Raw genomic sequence first — 17755 nt, 5'->3', positions numbered from 1 at the left:
ATATATTAAATACTGGTAATTACCAATCATCAGTTCTAAATGGAGATGCCAATAAACCATTTTGATTTATTAAGTTGGCATCATGTGGATTATCCGCCCACGCATAGCGAACGGCTTTGGGTTGCTTAATATCTGGGTGACTCACAATAATTTTATTTCCCTTGATTTCCGCTCGTGCCCAAAAAAACTTTTTGTCTTCTCCTGCAATTGCAAAATATTTTAGTTTTTGGTTTTCCTTAGCTTTTAATTTACTTCCATTCTCCTCAAATGCTATTTCAATTTTGTCATTTACTACACGATAATTTTGATATACTGGACCTGAACTCACTAGCTTTTCATTAAAAATTATGTCACGTGCCCCAAGAAATAGTCTTTTGGCTATATCCTTTTTATTTAATGGGTGAATATCGTTCCATTCGCCAGTATCATATGTCACAGCCAAAAATGTGTTTGGAATTCGCTTAGATATTTTAAATTGAGCATCGCGAATTCTTGCCCAACCAGAATCCGTAGGTTGATCTCTCACTTGCATGAAATTTGGTAGTTGAACAAACAGAAATGGCAATTGCGCATTGTTATGCAAATTTCTCCAATTCGACACGAGCAATTCCATGAAACGTTCATAGGATTGTGCATTGCCCGCATTTGATTCGCCTTGATACCAAATCACTCCTTTTACAGCGTAATCTTTTAATGGATAAATCATACCATTGAACAATCCAGAACCAGCTGTTCGCATATTTGTGACTTTTGATCGCAATTGCGAAGCTTTGTTCAAATCAACCGCGACTTTGTATTTCCATTCGCCCTTCAAATCCGCTATGAAATCATCTACTTGTATCTTATAATCCTTATCTGCAACGAATTCTCCATTCCCGCCATTAGATCGAAGCCGCACCACAACCGTATTTTCACCCGATTTTAACAGTCCACTTGGAATATTATACTTGCGCGGAGGATATTGATACCCTGTACTGCCTACAAACTTGCCATTGATAAATACTGAATCGCTATCAGTCAACGTGCCCAAATAAATTTTACCGTTTCGACCCGCCTTCTCAGCTGCGATATGTACACTTTTTCTGTAATAAACAACACCCCTATTCCGGATTCCTTGCTCGCGCCAAGTGCCCGGAATTTTGGCTATTGACCATGACTGATCGTTATAATCATTGGCAATCCATTGCGGCATACCTTGATCTCTTTCATAATATTTGATGCTATCCAAAGCCTCAAAATCAAACGTTAATGCTGAAAATCCCTTCAAATTCTCTTGACTAATCCAACTTTCGATTGCCGATCCTCCTAAACTAGACACCAACATTCCTTGAGGAACTTTTGTATGGTTATAAGCTTCGTGCGCATAGAAATACGCTAACGCAGTCCAGTTAATCGCTTCGGAAGCAACACCCGAAAACCATTTGCTTCCATTGGGAATATTCTCTTGCTTTGCCAAAATTGTGTTTTGTGTCGGTACTTTGAAATATCGAATCATGTGGTTATTTGACACATTTATCTCTGGATATTTTTCAAGCAATCGCTCAATAGGTGTTTCCATATTGGACTGTCCCGAACAAAGCCACACATCACCAAACAAGACATCGCGAATGATTATCTCATTGACCTCAATAACATGTGGCCCTCCCGCAGGCTGTGCCGGTAACTCTACAAACCATTTGCCATCATTAGTTGCTTCTGTATAGAAATATTTTCCACCGAAACGAACAGTCACTTTTTCTTGAGGATTTGCCCAGCCCCAAATTTTGAGTTTTGTATCACGCTGCAATACCATTTTATCGCTGATCATCGACGGAAGTCGTACCTCAGCTATAGCTTGCAGTGCTATACCAAAAAGAAATAAAACGAGACAAAGGTTTTTCATAGCGTGATTAAATTTCTATTGGGCTTTCCCAAATTTCCAATAATCAAAAAATAAAATATTAGATGGCGCATTTCCCTTGGCTACAAAGTACAAATCATGAATGCCTGTAACTACATTATCTAACTTAACTTCCACCGTTTGCCATCTGTCGTCACCACCTGTCATCGGAACCTTTATGGTACCTAATAAAGCACCATCAACAGCAGCAGATCGAACTTCTAATGTAACTCCACCATTGTGTGTTGTTCCAACACGAGCAAAAATTGAATTTGCTCCTTTATTTCCAAAATCCACATTTTTTATAGAAGTGTATGCTTCTTTCTTTATTGCTTTAACAAAAACACCTACCTTTTTATTTTGAAATGATTTTACTCCTTTTGAAAAAGAAATAGTTTCCGCTTGATTAACTTCATATGGATTGACCGTAGCCAATGGTTTTACAATTCCTTCGGTCATTTTAATAGGTGATATGCTGCCATCTTTATTGAATTTCAATTCTTCTACAGCAACAGAACGCGTAAAGCCTGTGCCACCTGGTAACGCTGCATTATGATAAAAAAAGTACGTTTTACCTCTGAAATCAATGACACCAGGATGATTCGTAAAAGAGCCGCCCTCACGTGCCATGACTACTCCACCATATTCCCAAGGGCCTTGTGGACTTTTACTTGTTGAATAGCCGATAAATTCAGGCAAAGGACCTCCGGGCCAAAATAGATAATACAGACTATTGCGTTTGTAAAGCCAAGGACCTTCTTCATATTCTGTTGGTCTTTTGGGGTCACCTTCACGTTTTCCAAATGACTTTTCTACCATAGGAACGTTTACAACATTTCCAGAAAAAGAAATCATGTCTTCATTCAATTTCACATATTTCAAATCTGGATTTCCCCAATACATATGCGCTTGACCATCATCATCAATAAAAACTGTAGGATCGATGTCGCCCCAATCTGTTTGTACCAATGGTTTGCCCAATACATCATAAAAAGGACCTATTGGACTATCGCCAACCGCCACGCCTATTGCTGGTTTATTGTTTTCTTTTGAAATAGCTGGTATGTACAAATAAAATTTACCGTTTTTCTCGACACATTGTGCTGCCCACGCGTCACCCTTTGCCCATTCAAAGTCCGAATACGATAGTATAACGCCATGATCTGTCCAGTTGACCATATCATTGGTAGAATATACGCGCCAATTGTTCATATTGAACCAGGTAGATTCATCCTCATCGTGCGTCGTGTACACATACATTCGATCATTATAAACCATCGGAGCAGGATCGGCCGTATAATTCGTCTGAACAAATGGATTTTGCGCAAATACGCTATTCCCTACTAGTATGCATAGTAAATAAATGAATAGATTCTTTTTCATTCTAAAATTTTTTATCTAGTGTTGAAATTGCCAATAGTCAAATCGAAATAACTCGTGAGGCGTACCTCCTTTGAATACAAAATAAACATCCTGAACACCAATTGTCTTTTTGATTTCCACTTCGCTATTTACCCAATTAGACCATTCACCCGTATAAGGTGTTTTTAAACTTCCTATTAATTCGCCATCTACTTTTCCCAATCGAATTTCTATTGTACCACCATGAAAACGACTGGAAGTAGTTACTTTAAATTTTGTTGCGCCCTTTGAACCAAAATCAACAGCACGAACTTTTATGTAATCATTATCGTGAATGCCAGCAATCACAACACCGCTATCTTTATCATCTAAAGCTTGCACACCTTCAGCAAATGCTATTGTTTCGGCTTCCACACGTTGGTAAGGATTCAATACCCCAACTGGCTTGGTAATGCCCGATTCCGTCATTTTTAATGGAGAAATTTTTCCATCTTGCAGGTAAACGAATTGTTCCACTGCAACAGATCTGGCGTAACTATGTCCACCTGGCAATGCATCATTATGATAAAAGAAGTAAGAATTGCCTTTATAATCAATCACACCCGGATGATTCGTATTACTTCCTTTTTCCAATGGCATAACCTCTTCTTGATAAGTCCAAGGTCCTTGTATATTTTTCGCTGTCGCATAATGCAAGGACTCTGGAAAACCTGAAGCGAAATGCATATAGTACTGTCCATTTCTTTTGTATACCCATGGAGCTTCTGTAAATCCAGGACCGAATACCTTCTTATCTTTTGCGTCAATAGCCTGAATTGGACTCGCTAAAGAAATCATATCCGAATTTAATTTAGCCCAATAACACATTCCATTTCCCCAAAACAAGTAGGCTTGTCCATCATCATCAATATAAACTGACGGGTCAAGATCATCCCAAGAATGCTTTGCTTGCGTCGTCATATCATTTGTGACAAGTGCCCTACCCAGTGGATCTGTGAATGGACCAGCTGGATTATCTGCAACTAATACCCCAATGGATACACCGCCTTTGCCCGGTGTATTATTCATCGTAGAAATATACCAATAGAATTTTCCGTTGCGCGCTATAACTTGAGCTGCACTTGCATCACCTACAGACCAAGACACTTCTGATGTACGCAAAGCTGCACCACGATCTGTCCAATTCACCATATCGGTAGTTGAAAATAATCGATATTCACGCATGAGGTAATGATTTTTTGGTGCTTCAGCTTCATCCCTACCCACATACAAAAGTAGCGTGTCATTATACACAAGTGGTGCAGGATCCGCGGTATACATCGTCTGAATAATAGGATTTTGCGCTTTCACTGCTAACGCAGAAAACACTAATCCACCTATTATTAAGGCTACTGAAACAAAATCTTTTCTCATGAATAATTACTTCTCAAAAGACCAATAATCGAAGTTGTAAAGTTCTCTACCAGCTGTTAAGTTTTCTCCTTTGAAAGAGAAATAAATATCTTTTTTACCTGTAACTGGGGTTTCTATAGTAGTCGATAAAGTTTTCCAAACATTCCAGCCACCCGTGCGAGGAACTTTTAATGTTGCTATTTTCTGTCCGCCAACACTGTCTGCGTAAACTTCCAATATTCCTGCGCCTAGCCCAGAAGCTACGGAAGCTTTGAATGCTTTAGGAGAAGTATTCCCAAAATCCACTTCTCTGACTTTGATATAGCCACCTGTGCGGATATTATTAACATATACACCGACTTTGTCGTCTTGTGTAGTTTTACATTTTTCGGACCAAGCTATTGTTTCTGCTTCGACACGTTGATACGGATTAAGTTTACCGACTGGTTTTACACCTTCTTTAGAAATATTTATCAAAGGTATTGTACCGTCCGCATTATAAGTAAACTCCTCGATTGCTGATGAACGCCCATAACTTCCGCCACCTGGTAATAAACCCGTATGGTAAAATAGATAGGATTTACCCATAAAGTCTATAATTCCACCATGATTTGTAAAACTATTTGTAGGTTGGTTCACCATTATTCGTCCTTGGTATTTCCAAGGGCCTGTTGGGCTATTACTAATCGAATAAGAAAGACACTCTGTACCCTTTTCCATACCAGCGAATAGTTGATAATAAATTCCATTTCGCTTATAAAACCAAGGGCCTTCAATAAACATATCCTTATTTTGCTCTGCTGGAGGTGTTTGATTTTCACTTCCTCGAGGACGACGCACGCCACCAAATGACTCAATGGATTGTGGTACTTCTACGATATCACCCGAATAGGAAATCATATCTTTATTGAGCTTCACATAATAAAGACTTCCATTTCCCCAATACATATAAGCTTGTCCATCATCGTCCACATATACGGTGGGGTCGATATTTGACCAACTTCCATTCATGATCAAAGGTTTCCCAATAGCATCCTTAAAAGGTCCTGTTGGACTATCTGATACTGCAACACCGATTCCCACATTATTTTGGTTGGTTTGTGCACAGATATACCAATAAAATTTTCCATCACGTTCCACACACTGTGCCGCCCAAGCACGATCAATAGCCCATGAAAAGTCTTCTAAAGCTAACGGCACCCCATGATCCGTCCAATTCACCATATCCGCTGAAGAATGTAATCTCCATTTGGTCATATAATAAAAATCATAACCGGGAATATCGTCACCCGCATACATATATACGCGATCTTTGTACACCATAGGTGCTGGATCTGGCGTAAAATTGGTTTGCACAACTGGATTCTGAGCGTATAGATTTAGCGCAAAATGAGTGCATAGAAATGCTGATGCAATGATTTTTTTGATCATAACAGAAAACTATAATGGGTTATTTATTGATATATTATTGGTTTATATGGAAATAATCAAAATCTGCATATCCACCTGTATTTTTCGTAGCATAATTAAACAAGCCAAAACGATACCCCATAAAATGCGGAAGCGTATAAGCCATCTTTAATGTCGTACCAATAGGTTTCCAATCCGAACCATCCAAACTGTAGAAGAAATTTGCAACGTCCTTTTTGTTGGTAAAATCACATTCCGCTTTGAAATGAACGACTTCTTGATCCAATGTGACTGTAGCAACTTCTTCAGGTGTACCCGTAGTAGCATTTACCATGACAATTGATTTTTTATTACCCTCAATTCGAACGCCTACTAAACCATAATTTTTCTGTAACAGGGATAATCCCGCGAAATCACCATCCTTCATGTTGGAAACATCCAATGAGGTCGATCCAATACACGTTGGTCCAATCGTACGTTGTGTCAACGTGTTACGGGCTTGTATATAGTTTGTGTCCAATCTATCCGTTTTTAGGCGAAGGTAGCCCACACGTTCTTTCACTGACCATAAGTCATTAGCAGGATTGTGATTCCATTGCCATACTAAAGGCAAATCTGGATCATCCATATTTCTGTTGAACTCGTCAGAACTCACGATATTCGGTATCAAACCTTGACTTGCAGGCAAATCCAATTCCATTGGTACTTTCCCATCAATGCCAATAGTTGGCCATCCATCCTTCCATTCTACAGGAACCAAAAATGGAATACGTCCTACTGCTCCATAATCTTGGAATAAATAAGCAAACCATTTACCATTAGGCATATCGATTAAACCACCTTGTGCCACACCTTTATCTTGTAGCATCACACGGCCTTCATAAGGTCCTTCTAACTTATCCGCTTTGTGCACAATCACAGTACGCATTCCTCCTGGAGGCCAAGAGATATTAAACAAATAGTATTTTCCGTTTACCTTAAATAACTGCGATCCTTCCGCGGGAAGTCCGCCTTGTTTGCCAGCAGGCATACTTACCGCTGTGGCATTTTCGATCAGTACGCGTTCTGTTTCTGGCTTAACACCTGAAAAGTCAGATTTTAATTCGATGATATTTATTTTACCACCACCCCAAATCATGTATACTTTGTCATTCTCAAAAAACAAGGTGTGATCATGTAGAGATGGACTAAATTCATTTACTTTCCAATCGCCTTTTTCAATATCTTTTGTAGTATAGACGTAAGTTTTACCTGTAGTCTGCGCAAATGTACTTACATAATAGGTGCCATTATGATAACGAAGACTACTCGCCCAAGTGCCCCTTCCGTATGTGCTTTTTCCGTTATTTAGATTTAGCTCATCCATATCCGCCAACGAATCATGGCAATAACCTATTAATTTCCAATTCACAAGATCCTTTGATTTCATAATTGGAACCCCCGGATTCATATGCATCGTCGTACTGCTCATGTAATATGTATCGTTGACACGAATCATAGACACATCTGGCACATCCGCAAAAATGATAGGATTAGTTGCCTTCTGCGCGAAAATAAAACTATTGAAAAATAACATGTACCCGAATAGTACATAAATAGTTTTGGTAAGTAAATTCATCATAAAAAGTTTAAATGGTTATAAATGTCAATTTAACATTTAATTTTTTATTTATAATAATTCTAACCTCAATTTTACATTATTTGCAAAATATTATAGAAATGTTCTATAGATGAGGTTAGAATTAGAATCCATTTAAGAATTGATTCGCTTAAATGAAGCGATTGATTACGTTTTCAAGGTACTCTTGTCTGCCTGAAATTAATTTAGGCTCACCATTTTCTACTGCAAAATTTCTTAAATCTTCTAGTGTCAAACGGCCATTTTCAAAATCTGCACCTGCTCCACTATCATAACTTGCATAGCGTGCAGCACGGATACTTTTATAATCAGATTTTTGTAAAATATTATCAGCAGTAACTAAAGCACGCGCAAAATTGTCCATTCCACCGATGTGTGCATAGAATAAATCTGCTGGATCTGTGGAGTTACGACGAATTTTCGCGTCGAAATTCACACCACCACCTTGTAAACCGCCACCTTCTAATATAATCAACATTGATTCTGTCAATTCATTCAAATCATTTGGAAATTGATCTGTATCCCAACCATTTTGGTAATCACCACGGTTGGCATCAATAGAACCTAATAAACCTGCATCTACTGCAACTTGCAACTCATGTTGGAAAGTATGTCCAGCTAATGTCGCGTGGTTTACTTCTAGATTTAATTTAAAATCATCCAATAAATCGTATTTACGTAAGAAGCCAATTACTGTAGCTGCATCATAATCATATTGGTGCTTAGATGGCTCACAAGGTTTTGGTTCAATAAAGAATGTTCCTGTAAATCCATTTTTACGTGCGTAATCTTTAGCCATATGTAAGAAACGTGCTAAGTGATCTTGCTCACGCTTCATATCCGTATTAAGCAGTGACATATATCCTTCGCGACCACCCCAGAACACATAATTTTGACCTCCAAGTTTGATTGTAGCGTCGATAGCTGCTTTTACTTGCGCACCAGCGTGCGATACCACATGAAAATCAGGATTAGTAGAAGCTCCGTTCATGTAACGGTGATGACTGAATAAATTTGCTGTTCCCCAAAGCAATTGAATTCCAGAATCTTGTTGTTTTTGTTGTGCATACGCAGCAATCGCCTCTAGATTCTTCTCATTCTCAGCGATATTATCTCCGTAATCAACTAAATCTACATCATGAAAACAATAATATGGAAGTTGCAACTTAGTCATAAATTCAAATGCTGCATCCATCTTATCTTTTGCTCTATCAAGTACATTCGCGCGTACATCCCAAGGGAAAAATTGTGTAGGTCCACCAAATGGATCCGAACCATTTCCATTGAATGAATGCCAATATGCACAAGCAAATTTAAAATGCTCTGCCATTGTCTTTCCTGCTACTACACGGTTCGCATCGTACCAACGAAATGCAAATGGATTATCTGATTCTAATCCTTCAAATTTTATTTGTCCAATGCCTTTGAAATACTCTTGATTTCCAACTAAAATTTCCATTTTTCTCTTAATTTATTAGTTTATTGTTTAAGCTATTTTTCCATTTTTCGTACAACTCATCGTACAATGTGACATGCGATGGCTCTACTGTAGCGTGTTTCTCTAATCCTGCAAAAGCTTCGTTTCGCGAAGTAAATACTCCAGCACCTAATCCCGCACCCAATGCTGCGCCTACACTACCATCATTATCGTATAATTCTACGGGTGTATTCGTGACGCCTGCAAAAGATTGTTGGAATACAGGACTTAAAAACATATTTGCATGACCTGCTTTAATGATTTTTGGTTCAATACCATTCTGTCTTAGAATATCCAAGCCATAGCGGAATGAGAATGCGATTCCTTCTTGTGCGGCACGCCATAAATGAGCTGTGCTGTGTCTTACAAAATCAATATTTTCTATTTGCCCTTGTACCATACGATTATTCAACATACGCTCTGCTCCATTCCCAAAAGGTAAGATGATTAACCCATCCGAACCGATTGATATATCTGCAGCCAATTGATTCATTTGCATGTAATCGAATGAAGGTGCTGTATTCTTTTTAATCCAACTGTTTTGAATTCCTGTGCCGTTAATACAAAGCAATACCCCCAAATTTGGTTTTTCATTTTCATGTGTGACATGCGCAAATGTATTAACACGCGATTCTTTGTCATAAACCAATTGATCCGTAACCGCATAAATGACGCCCGAAGTACCCGCTGTCGCCGCAACTTCACCCGCTTCAAATACATTAAGCGACAACGCATTATTAGGCTGATCACCTGCTTTATAGCTCACAAAAGCATCCGTAGACAAACCTAGTTCTTCGGCAACATCTGCTTTAACACTTCCATAATTACCAAAAACAGGCAAAATCTCAGGAACCAATTCGGATGAAACTCCATAATGATTTAGTAAAGTATCAGAAACACCTTTTTTCTGAAAATCCCATAATATGCCTTCGGATATCGAACTGATATTTGAATTAATTTCACCCGTGAAGCACATGCTGAGGTAATCACCAGGTAGCATAAATTTGTGTACTTGCTCATAGGTCGCTGGCTCATTTTGCTTCACCCAAGCCAATTTAGAAGCTGTAAAATTTCCTGGCGAATTAAGATGCGCATCCAAAAAAGCAGGAGGATTTAGTTGGGCAAAAGCCGCATTACCAATCTCCACTGCACGACTATCACACCATATAATCGAATTACGTAATGGTTTGTAGTCTTTATCCACTACCACAAGTCCGTGCATTTGGTAAGCAATACCTATTGCTCCAATATTTTTGGGGTTATACAATCCCAAACCATTCAATTTTAGAATAGCTGATTTCGTATAATTCCACCACGACGCAGGATCTTGCTCTGCCCAGCCTGGCTGCTCAGACAAAATCGCTGCTTCGGTCTCCGGATATTGAGTTGAAGCTATTTTTTTATTTGTTTGTGCATCTATGACAGACACTTTGATTGACGAAGTGCCTAAATCTATTCCTAATAATAACATATATATTTATTGCTACACTTTTACTTAACACTATTGAACGAATACTTCTTGCCAGCTATAGTAACAACATCATATTCGTATACTTTCTTCAAATTATTTCCTTTTAATTGAGCTTGCGGAGAAATTAATGCCTTTGGTACTTCTATTCTATTATTCAACACATTTGGATTTGCACCTTTAGCCTCCTTCAATCCTTTTCCTGTCAATGGTACGTGCGAGCGTATACGCAAATTGCCGCCAATCTTAGCCAATACATTAACTTTTGCAACATTTCCATTTTCCCAATTCATATCAATTTCAAATCCACCACGTGCCATAATTCCTTGAACAGAACCATTTTTCCAAACTTCTGGTAAGGCAGGCAACAAATGCACAGCACCATCGTGGCTTTGCAAAAGCATCTCTGCTACCCCCGCTGTCAAACCAAAGTTTCCATCAATTTGAAATGGTGGATGAGCAGTAAACATATTCGGATAAGTACGCCCATTACGGTTGTCTTTATCAGCTAGTGTCAACATATTATTGATGATCTTGTAAGCGTGATCACCGTCTAATAATCGAGCCCACAAATTTACTTTCCAGCCAATAGACCAGCCCGTAGCGAAGTCACCTCTGTAGACTAATGAATTGCGCGTCGCCTCGAAAAGCTCCGGTGTTGTGTAGGCAGAGATTTGATTACTTGGGAACATACCATACAAATGTGAAACATGCCGATGGTCGTTTTTTGGATCATCAACATCTTCTAACCATTCTTGAAGTTGCGTATGCTTACCAATTTGCATAGGTGGAATTCGCTTTACCATTGCTAATAATTTCGCGCGATAAGTCGCATCTTCATTTAATATCTCATTCGCAATAGCCGTTCTTGTCAACATGTCATAGACTAATTGATTGTCCATCGTCACCCCAGCCACCATTGGTCCATGTTCTGGAGAGATCGAAGGCGATAGCACCATCCAATTTTTGTCGGCATGTTTCGGATGAGGAATTAAGGATGACAATAAAAAGTCAGTTGCTGATTTCAATACAGGATATACCTCTTTCAAAAATTTCTTATCGCCATTAAAAAGATAATGTTCCCACAAATGCTGCGCTAACCAAGTACCACCAGTTGGCCACATTCCAGCTGCAGCAAAATCAATTGGACTCGTAACACGCCATATATCCGTATTGTGGTGTGCTACCCATCCTTCCGCATTATATAGTGTTTTTGCAGTTTCTCTACCCGACTCAGCTAATTCTTTGACCATTTGAATCAAAGGCAGATGAGTCTGCGATAGATTTGTCACCTCCGCTGGCCAATAATTCATTTCTGTATTGATGTTGATTGTATATTTACTATCCCATGCTGGATACAACGAATGATTCCAAATCCCTTGTAAATTGGATGGCTGACCATTAGGCTGTGACGAACAGATCAAAAGATAACGTCCGAACTGTGTCAATAGCGTAACTAATGCAGGGTCTTGTGTCTGTTGAAATTGCTTTATTCTCTCAATAGTAGATATTTTAGAATTGGTAGACTTACTTCCCAAATCTAATTTAAACCGACTGAATTGAGCATTGTATTTCTTAGCATGCTTTGCTACAGCATCTTCAAATTTATTTGTTTTTGCTTCATTTAACTTCTCTGATGCACGTTTAAATGCATCTCCTGAAACCGATTTATAATTTACAAAATTGGTACCGATAGAAATATAAATCACAACAGATGTCGCATCTTTAACTGTAATTTTTGAATCCTCAACGACAACATTTCCATCTATGTTTTTGATTGAACTTAGCGTATTGTAAATTACCTCCCCTTTAATCCCTTCATGATCCCCACCTCTTCCTTCTAATACTAACATGTTATCCTTTGCTACAACTTTATGCTGCGCAGGATTTTTATACGACAAATCAAAACTCAAAGCTCCTTTTTTACTCGAAGTAATCCTCATCAATATTACATCATCTTCGAATGAAGAAATCACTTCGCGCGTATAGGTAATACCATTTGCTTCATAGCGCGTGGTAGCTTTTGCTTGTTCAATATCCAGTTCGCGGGAATAATTTTGATATGCAGTATGATTCGGAAAATTCAATAGCACACTACCAGCTGTCTGATACGGCATGCCATGTGTTTTAGTAAAAAAAGTTTCGTTGATCAGTTTATCCGCTTCTTGAGTTTTTCCCTCAAACACTAATTGTTGTATATTTTTTAGATTAGCCCCTGCTTTAGGATTATCATTTCTATATGGGCCACCTCCCCAAATCGATTCTTCATTAAGTTGCAATTCCTCCTTATCTGGAATACCGTAAATCATAGCGCCAAGACGACCATTGCCTATTGGCAAAGCTTGTTCCCAAATTTTTGGATCAGCAGGGCTATCATATTGAAGCAACAAACTTCCATGATGAACCTTCTGTGCACTCAAATTGGATGTGCAACAAAATAAAATAAGAACTATAAAAATTAGTATCGGCTGTCTCATAAATTTAGCTTATTGGTATCTTAAAAAGAAGATTGTAAATTTATAATTTATTTAAATAACTCCTGAGAAAACTTATAAATATTATTACGCCATACGGGCCAAGTATGACCACCTGCGTATTCACTATAAGTATACTTTATACCAATCTCATCAAATTTAGCTAGCATGATCTTGCAATTATTATACGCAATGTCTTCTTGACCTCCCATAGAAACCCAAAATGATTTGATATTTTTATTTATAACATCTTTATTCGCTGTCATAAAAGCGTATTGCGGATCAGTTAGTTCTTTTTGATTAGCAAACCATCCTGAACTAAAAACGCCTAATGCTGAAAATAATTGTGAATCCTTTACACCAGCGTATAACGTTTGAATACCTCCCATTGATAATCCTGCTAAAGCTGTGTTTTCTGGACCTTTTTTCACCTTATAATTTGAAGTAATAAAAGGCATTAAAACCTCTTTAAGTTCTCTATCAAAAAGTTTCAGTGGTGCCTCTGAAAAAGCACCTCCACCTCCGCCTGGTACACTCATATTTCCATCCATCATCACTATAACCATAGGTTTTGCTTTTCCTTCAGCAATTAGATTGTCCATGATCAAGTCAGTTTTTCCTTGGTTTACCCAACCCGTCTCATCTTCTCCTCCTCCGTGTAACAGGTATAACACAGGATATCCTTCAGTTGATTGCTCATAGCCTGCGGGCACATAAATGTAGCATTGACGCCATTCACGTAATACCGAAGAAAAATAACGCTTAATACGAACCTCTCCATGTGGCACTTGTTTCAATGCATAATAATCTCCACCAGCAAAGGGAATTTCTATTCCACTTGCCATACGTCCCATACCGTAGTATGTTTTACTCGCAGGATCTGCAATTGCCATTCCATCCACAAGTAATGAATAATAATGTATTCCTTCACCGATTGAATCCGTCACCACATTCCAGGTACCATTTGCATCCTTCGTCATATCATATTTTTTTCCAAGATCGACTTGAAGCTTCTGAACTTGTGGCGCATGAATTTGGAAATGAACTTTGCTATTTGGGAAAACCTGTGGATATTTTGCCCTACGTACATTCGTTTCAGGCGTATATCCAATAGGGCTTAGATCATTTAATTTTTTATAATCCACCTCTTTGAATAATAATTGCGACACCATATATAAATCATTCTTCCATACGTTGAAATCATGACCTCCTGGTTCTAAATAATAGACATGAGGAACTTTTTCTTGCTTTAAGTAATCACTCGTGCGTTTGCTGTTGGAAATTAACCAATCTTGGTCACCGCAAGAAATCCAAAGTAATTTCAGTTTTTTGCGTGCCTCATCCGGATTGGGAAGTAATTGTTTTCCTTGACGTGTATTTGGCGCGGAAGAAAATCCACCGACCCACGCAAAATAATCCATATTACCTAATCCGAAATTCAAGGCTTGACCGCCCCCCATCGAAAGTCCAAAAATTGCTCTACTAGTTTGCTCCTTCTTAACTGGAAATGTCTTCTCCACATAAGGAATTAAATCATTCAACAAATCCTTTTCAAATGTTGCGAAAGCTTCTACCTTATCTGGTGCCATCGTATTACCTACGGCGCGATCATCTTTCATTGCTCGACCGTTTGGCATCAAAACGATCATGGGCTCTAATTTTCCCTCTGCATAGAGATTATCCAAGATAATATGAGGTACACCACCCTTAAACCATTCTTTTTCATCACCGCCGATTCCATGCAATAGATACAATACAGGATATTTTTTCGATTTAGAATAACCTGGAGGTGTATAAATTAAGGCTCTCCTATTTGCGCCAACAGTCTTGGACGAATAGGTAATCGTATCTATTTTTCCATAAGACTTTAGTTCTTTCTTGACATCAAATCCTGGAGGAGCTACTTTGCCTGGCTGCGCAAAACCATTGGATGCAATAATCCAAATAAGCGCTATTAAAAGAATGTTCTTGAGCATGATTTATATGTTTATAATTGGTTAAGATTATATTTTAATCACTATTTTTTTCTATTCATCACTCTTTGCACCGCTAAAACGATATGTGCAGCATCCAATCCATATTTTTGCATCAATTCTGCAGGTGTCCCCGATTCACCAAAGCTATCATCAACCGCAACATATTCTTGTGGCGCTGGATAATTCTTAATTAATACTTGCGCAACACTATCTCCCAATCCGCCTAATCTATTGTGTTCTTCAGCGGTAACGACGCAGCCCGTTTTCTTTACAGATGCTAAAATTGCTTCTTCGTCAAGCGGTTTAATGGTATGAATATTAATAATTTCCGCATTGATTCCCAATTCCGCTAATTGCTCACCTGCTTGAATAGCTTCCCATACTAAATGGCCAGTAGCCAAAATAGTTACGTCCGTGCCTTCATTTAAAAGAACGGCTTTTCCGATTTCAAAAGTTTGATCTGCAGGTGTAAAATTTGGAACAACTGGACGACCAAAACGTAAATATACAGGGCCGTGGTATTTTGCTACCGCAATCGTGGCTGCTTTGGTTTGATTGTAGTCACATGGATTTATTACAGTCATACCAGGTAACATTTTCATCAAACCTATATCTTCTAATATTTGGTGCGTTGCACCATCTTCACCTAAAGTCAAACCAGCATGCGAAGCCGCGATTTTCACATTTTTGTCCGAATATGCTATTGATTGTCGGATTTGATCATACACTCTTCCCGTAGAAAAATTAGCAAATGTACCTGTAAAAGGTATTTTGCCTCCAATGGTCAAACCAGCCGCAATACCCATCATATTTGCTTCAGCGATTCCAATCTGAAAAAAACGATCTGGAAAAGCATTGATAAAATCTTGCATTTTAAGCGATCCGACAAGGTCAGCACATAATGCCACCACCTGCTCATCCTGCTTGCCCGCTTCTAATAATCCCGCACCAAATCCCGATCTCGTATCTTTTGATTCTGTATATGTATATTTTTTCATTGAATTAATTCTTAATAATCCCCTAATGTTTGTGGATTTTGCGCAAGTGCTTCAGCCAATTGATCATTATTAGGTGATACGCCATGCCATTTGTGCGATCCCATCATGAAATCTACACCATGCCCCATTTCAGTATGCAATAATATCATTGTAGGTTTACCCTGATTGGACAATGACTTTGCTAAATGCAATCCTTCTAAAACCGAAGGAATATGATTACCTCTAAAAACTTCAATAACTTGCCAGCCAAAAGCTTCCCATTTGGATTTCAAATCACCTAGAGACAACACATCTGCTGTCGCTCCATCTATTTGCGCACCATTGTAATCTACAATGGCAATTAAATTATCCATTTTATTATGTGGTGCATACAAGGCAGCTTCCCACACTTGTCCTTCTTGAAGTTCACCATCACCCATCAATACAAATACATGCTTAGTATCTCCGTTCAATTTTTTGGCTTGAGCAGCCCCTATCGCAACAGATAGTCCTTGCCCCAATGAACCAGACGCGATACGCACTCCAGGTAATCCTTCATGTGTAGTAGGATGTCCCTGCAATCGAGAATTAAGTTTTCTAAATGTTGCTAATTCAGCTACATCAAAATATCCCGCTCTTGCTAACACACTGTAGAATACAGGCGATATATGTCCATTGGAAAGGAAAAACAAATCCTCATCTACACCATCTATATCAAAATCCTCATTTCGTGTCATAATTTCAAAATAGAGGCTTACTAATAATTCTGTACAACCTAAAGAACCACCAGGGTGCCCTGATTGACAACCATGAACCATTCGTACTATGTCACGTCTTACTTGTGTACATATAGCTTCCAAATTGAATACACTACTTTTTGTCATCACCATTTCTATCGCGCGTTTAATTGTGAAACACTTTGGTGATCTGCAAGAAATTGTGCTAATCCCGAATCCGTAAGTGGATGTTTAAGGAGTGCAACTATAGCTGAAAGTGGCCCAGTCATTACATCTGCGCCAATCTTTGCACATCCCAAGATGTGTGCACTATGACGTACAGAAGCTGCTAAAATTTGTGTTTCGTAACCATAATTATCATAAATCTCACGAATCTCACTAATTAAATCCAATCCATTGACAGAAATATCATCCAATCTTCCAATAAATGGGGATACGTAAGTAGCTCCAGCTTTGGCTGCTAATAATGCTTGACCTGCTGAAAAAACCAATGTACAATTTGTTTTTATTCCTTTTTTACTAAAGTATTTTATAGCCTTGATACCTTCTTTGATCATTGGAACTTTCACCACAATTCTTGGATGCAATGCCGCCAATTTCTCACCTTCAAAGATCATTTCGTCATAAGTTGTAGATATCACCTCGGCACTTACATCGCCATCTACTATTTCGCAAATCGCTTTATAATGATTGATTACATTTTCTTCACCGCTTATTCCTTCTTTAGCCATTAAAGATGGATTTGTAGTAACTCCATCCAATACACCTAAATCTTGTGCTTCCTGTATTTGCTGCAAATTCGCAGTATCAATAAAAAATTTCATGTTTTAAATAGATAAGTAGTTTATCTTGGTTTATAATTGTTACTCAATTGTGTTAAAGCAAATGTATAGCAATATGTACATTTACACTGAAACATATAAAAAAAATAAGGGTAAAAATGTCTAAAATATGCATTTATACC

General features: G+C 38.3%; 12 protein-coding genes. All 12 read right to left on the bottom strand.

What is annotated here, in order from left to right; translation table 11 throughout:
- Nucleotides 1-19: 19 nt before the first annotated feature.
- The 12 genes from GOQ16_RS04435 to fsa all read right to left on the bottom strand — a co-directional run bounded on the left by GOQ16_RS04435 (nt 20) and on the right by fsa (nt 17615).
- Complete coding sequence (locus GOQ16_RS04435) at nt 20-1882, bottom strand: sialate O-acetylesterase (RefSeq protein WP_204987418.1); 1863 nt, start codon at nt 1880-1882, stop codon at nt 20-22.
- A gap of 15 nt (nt 1883-1897) precedes the next feature.
- Nucleotides 1898-3262, bottom strand: a complete 1365-nt coding sequence (locus GOQ16_RS04430) for a glycoside hydrolase family 43 protein (protein ID WP_160068202.1) — start codon at nt 3260-3262, stop codon at nt 1898-1900.
- Nucleotides 3263-3277: 15 nt separating this feature from the next.
- Nucleotides 3278-4654: a glycoside hydrolase family 43 protein gene (locus GOQ16_RS04425; RefSeq protein WP_160068201.1), complete on the bottom strand. Its 1377-nt coding sequence runs from the start codon at nt 4652-4654 to the stop codon at nt 3278-3280.
- Between the two features lie 6 nt (nt 4655-4660).
- Nucleotides 4661-6064: a glycoside hydrolase family 43 protein gene (locus tag GOQ16_RS04420; RefSeq protein ID WP_160068200.1), complete on the bottom strand. Its 1404-nt coding sequence runs from the start codon at nt 6062-6064 to the stop codon at nt 4661-4663.
- Between the two features lie 34 nt (nt 6065-6098).
- On the bottom strand, nt 6099-7664 hold the full coding sequence (locus GOQ16_RS04415) for a glycoside hydrolase family 43 protein (protein WP_160068199.1): 1566 nt from the start codon (nt 7662-7664) through the stop codon (nt 6099-6101).
- Nucleotides 7665-7812: 148 nt separating this feature from the next.
- Entirely contained in the window at nt 7813-9141 is a 1329-nt protein-coding gene (gene xylA, locus GOQ16_RS04410; protein ID WP_160068198.1) for a xylose isomerase, read from the bottom strand.
- 7 nt (nt 9142-9148) lie between these two features.
- Complete coding sequence (locus GOQ16_RS04405) at nt 9149-10630, bottom strand: xylulokinase (protein ID WP_160068197.1); 1482 nt, start codon at nt 10628-10630, stop codon at nt 9149-9151.
- Nucleotides 10631-10650: 20 nt separating this feature from the next.
- The gene (locus GOQ16_RS04400) at nt 10651-13047 is read right to left on the bottom strand and encodes a glycoside hydrolase family 95 protein (protein ID WP_240140959.1); all 2397 of its coding nucleotides are present in this window, start codon (nt 13045-13047) and stop codon (nt 10651-10653) included.
- A gap of 104 nt (nt 13048-13151) precedes the next feature.
- The gene (locus tag GOQ16_RS04395) at nt 13152-15077 is read right to left on the bottom strand and encodes an alpha/beta hydrolase-fold protein (protein ID WP_160068195.1); all 1926 of its coding nucleotides are present in this window, start codon (nt 15075-15077) and stop codon (nt 13152-13154) included.
- A 41-nt stretch (nt 15078-15118) separates the two neighbouring features.
- A complete protein-coding gene (locus GOQ16_RS04390) occupies nt 15119-16075 on the bottom strand; it encodes a transketolase family protein (RefSeq protein ID WP_160068194.1) in 957 nt (318 codons plus the stop codon).
- An 11-nt stretch (nt 16076-16086) separates the two neighbouring features.
- On the bottom strand, nt 16087-16938 hold the full coding sequence (locus GOQ16_RS04385; RefSeq protein WP_160068193.1) for a transketolase: 852 nt from the start codon (nt 16936-16938) through the stop codon (nt 16087-16089).
- 8 nt (nt 16939-16946) lie between these two features.
- A complete protein-coding gene (gene fsa, locus GOQ16_RS04380) occupies nt 16947-17615 on the bottom strand; it encodes a fructose-6-phosphate aldolase (protein WP_160068192.1) in 669 nt (222 codons plus the stop codon).
- Between the last annotated feature and the right edge of the window lie 140 nt (nt 17616-17755).

The sequence above is a fragment of the Sphingobacterium bovisgrunnientis genome (assembly GCF_009829085.1).
Classification (GTDB): domain Bacteria; phylum Bacteroidota; class Bacteroidia; order Sphingobacteriales; family Sphingobacteriaceae; genus Sphingobacterium; species Sphingobacterium bovisgrunnientis.
The sequence above is the reverse complement of the archived record's forward strand: the minus strand, read 5'-3'. Positions and strand labels throughout refer to the sequence as shown.

Bases quoted from the DNA above. Each gene is read 5' to 3' on its own strand.
- GOQ16_RS04435 (WP_204987418.1), bottom strand. From the start codon at position 1,882: ATGAAAAACCTTTGTCTCGTTTTATTTCTTTTTGGTATAGCACTGCAA.
- GOQ16_RS04430 (WP_160068202.1), bottom strand. From the start codon at position 3,262: ATGAAAAAGAATCTATTCATTTATTTACTATGCATACTAGTAGGGAAT.
- GOQ16_RS04425 (WP_160068201.1), bottom strand. From the start codon at position 4,654: ATGAGAAAAGATTTTGTTTCAGTAGCCTTAATAATAGGTGGATTAGTG.
- GOQ16_RS04420 (WP_160068200.1), bottom strand. From the start codon at position 6,064: ATGATCAAAAAAATCATTGCATCAGCATTTCTATGCACTCATTTTGCG.
- GOQ16_RS04415 (WP_160068199.1), bottom strand. From the start codon at position 7,664: ATGATGAATTTACTTACCAAAACTATTTATGTACTATTCGGGTACATG.
- xylA (WP_160068198.1), bottom strand. From the start codon at position 9,141: ATGGAAATTTTAGTTGGAAATCAAGAGTATTTCAAAGGCATTGGACAA.
- GOQ16_RS04405 (WP_160068197.1), bottom strand. From the start codon at position 10,630: ATGTTATTATTAGGAATAGATTTAGGCACTTCGTCAATCAAAGTGTCT.
- GOQ16_RS04395 (WP_160068195.1), bottom strand. From the start codon at position 15,077: ATGCTCAAGAACATTCTTTTAATAGCGCTTATTTGGATTATTGCATCC.
- GOQ16_RS04390 (WP_160068194.1), bottom strand. From the start codon at position 16,075: ATGAAAAAATATACATATACAGAATCAAAAGATACGAGATCGGGATTT.
- GOQ16_RS04385 (WP_160068193.1), bottom strand. From the start codon at position 16,938: ATGACAAAAAGTAGTGTATTCAATTTGGAAGCTATATGTACACAAGTA.
- fsa (WP_160068192.1), bottom strand. From the start codon at position 17,615: ATGAAATTTTTTATTGATACTGCGAATTTGCAGCAAATACAGGAAGCA.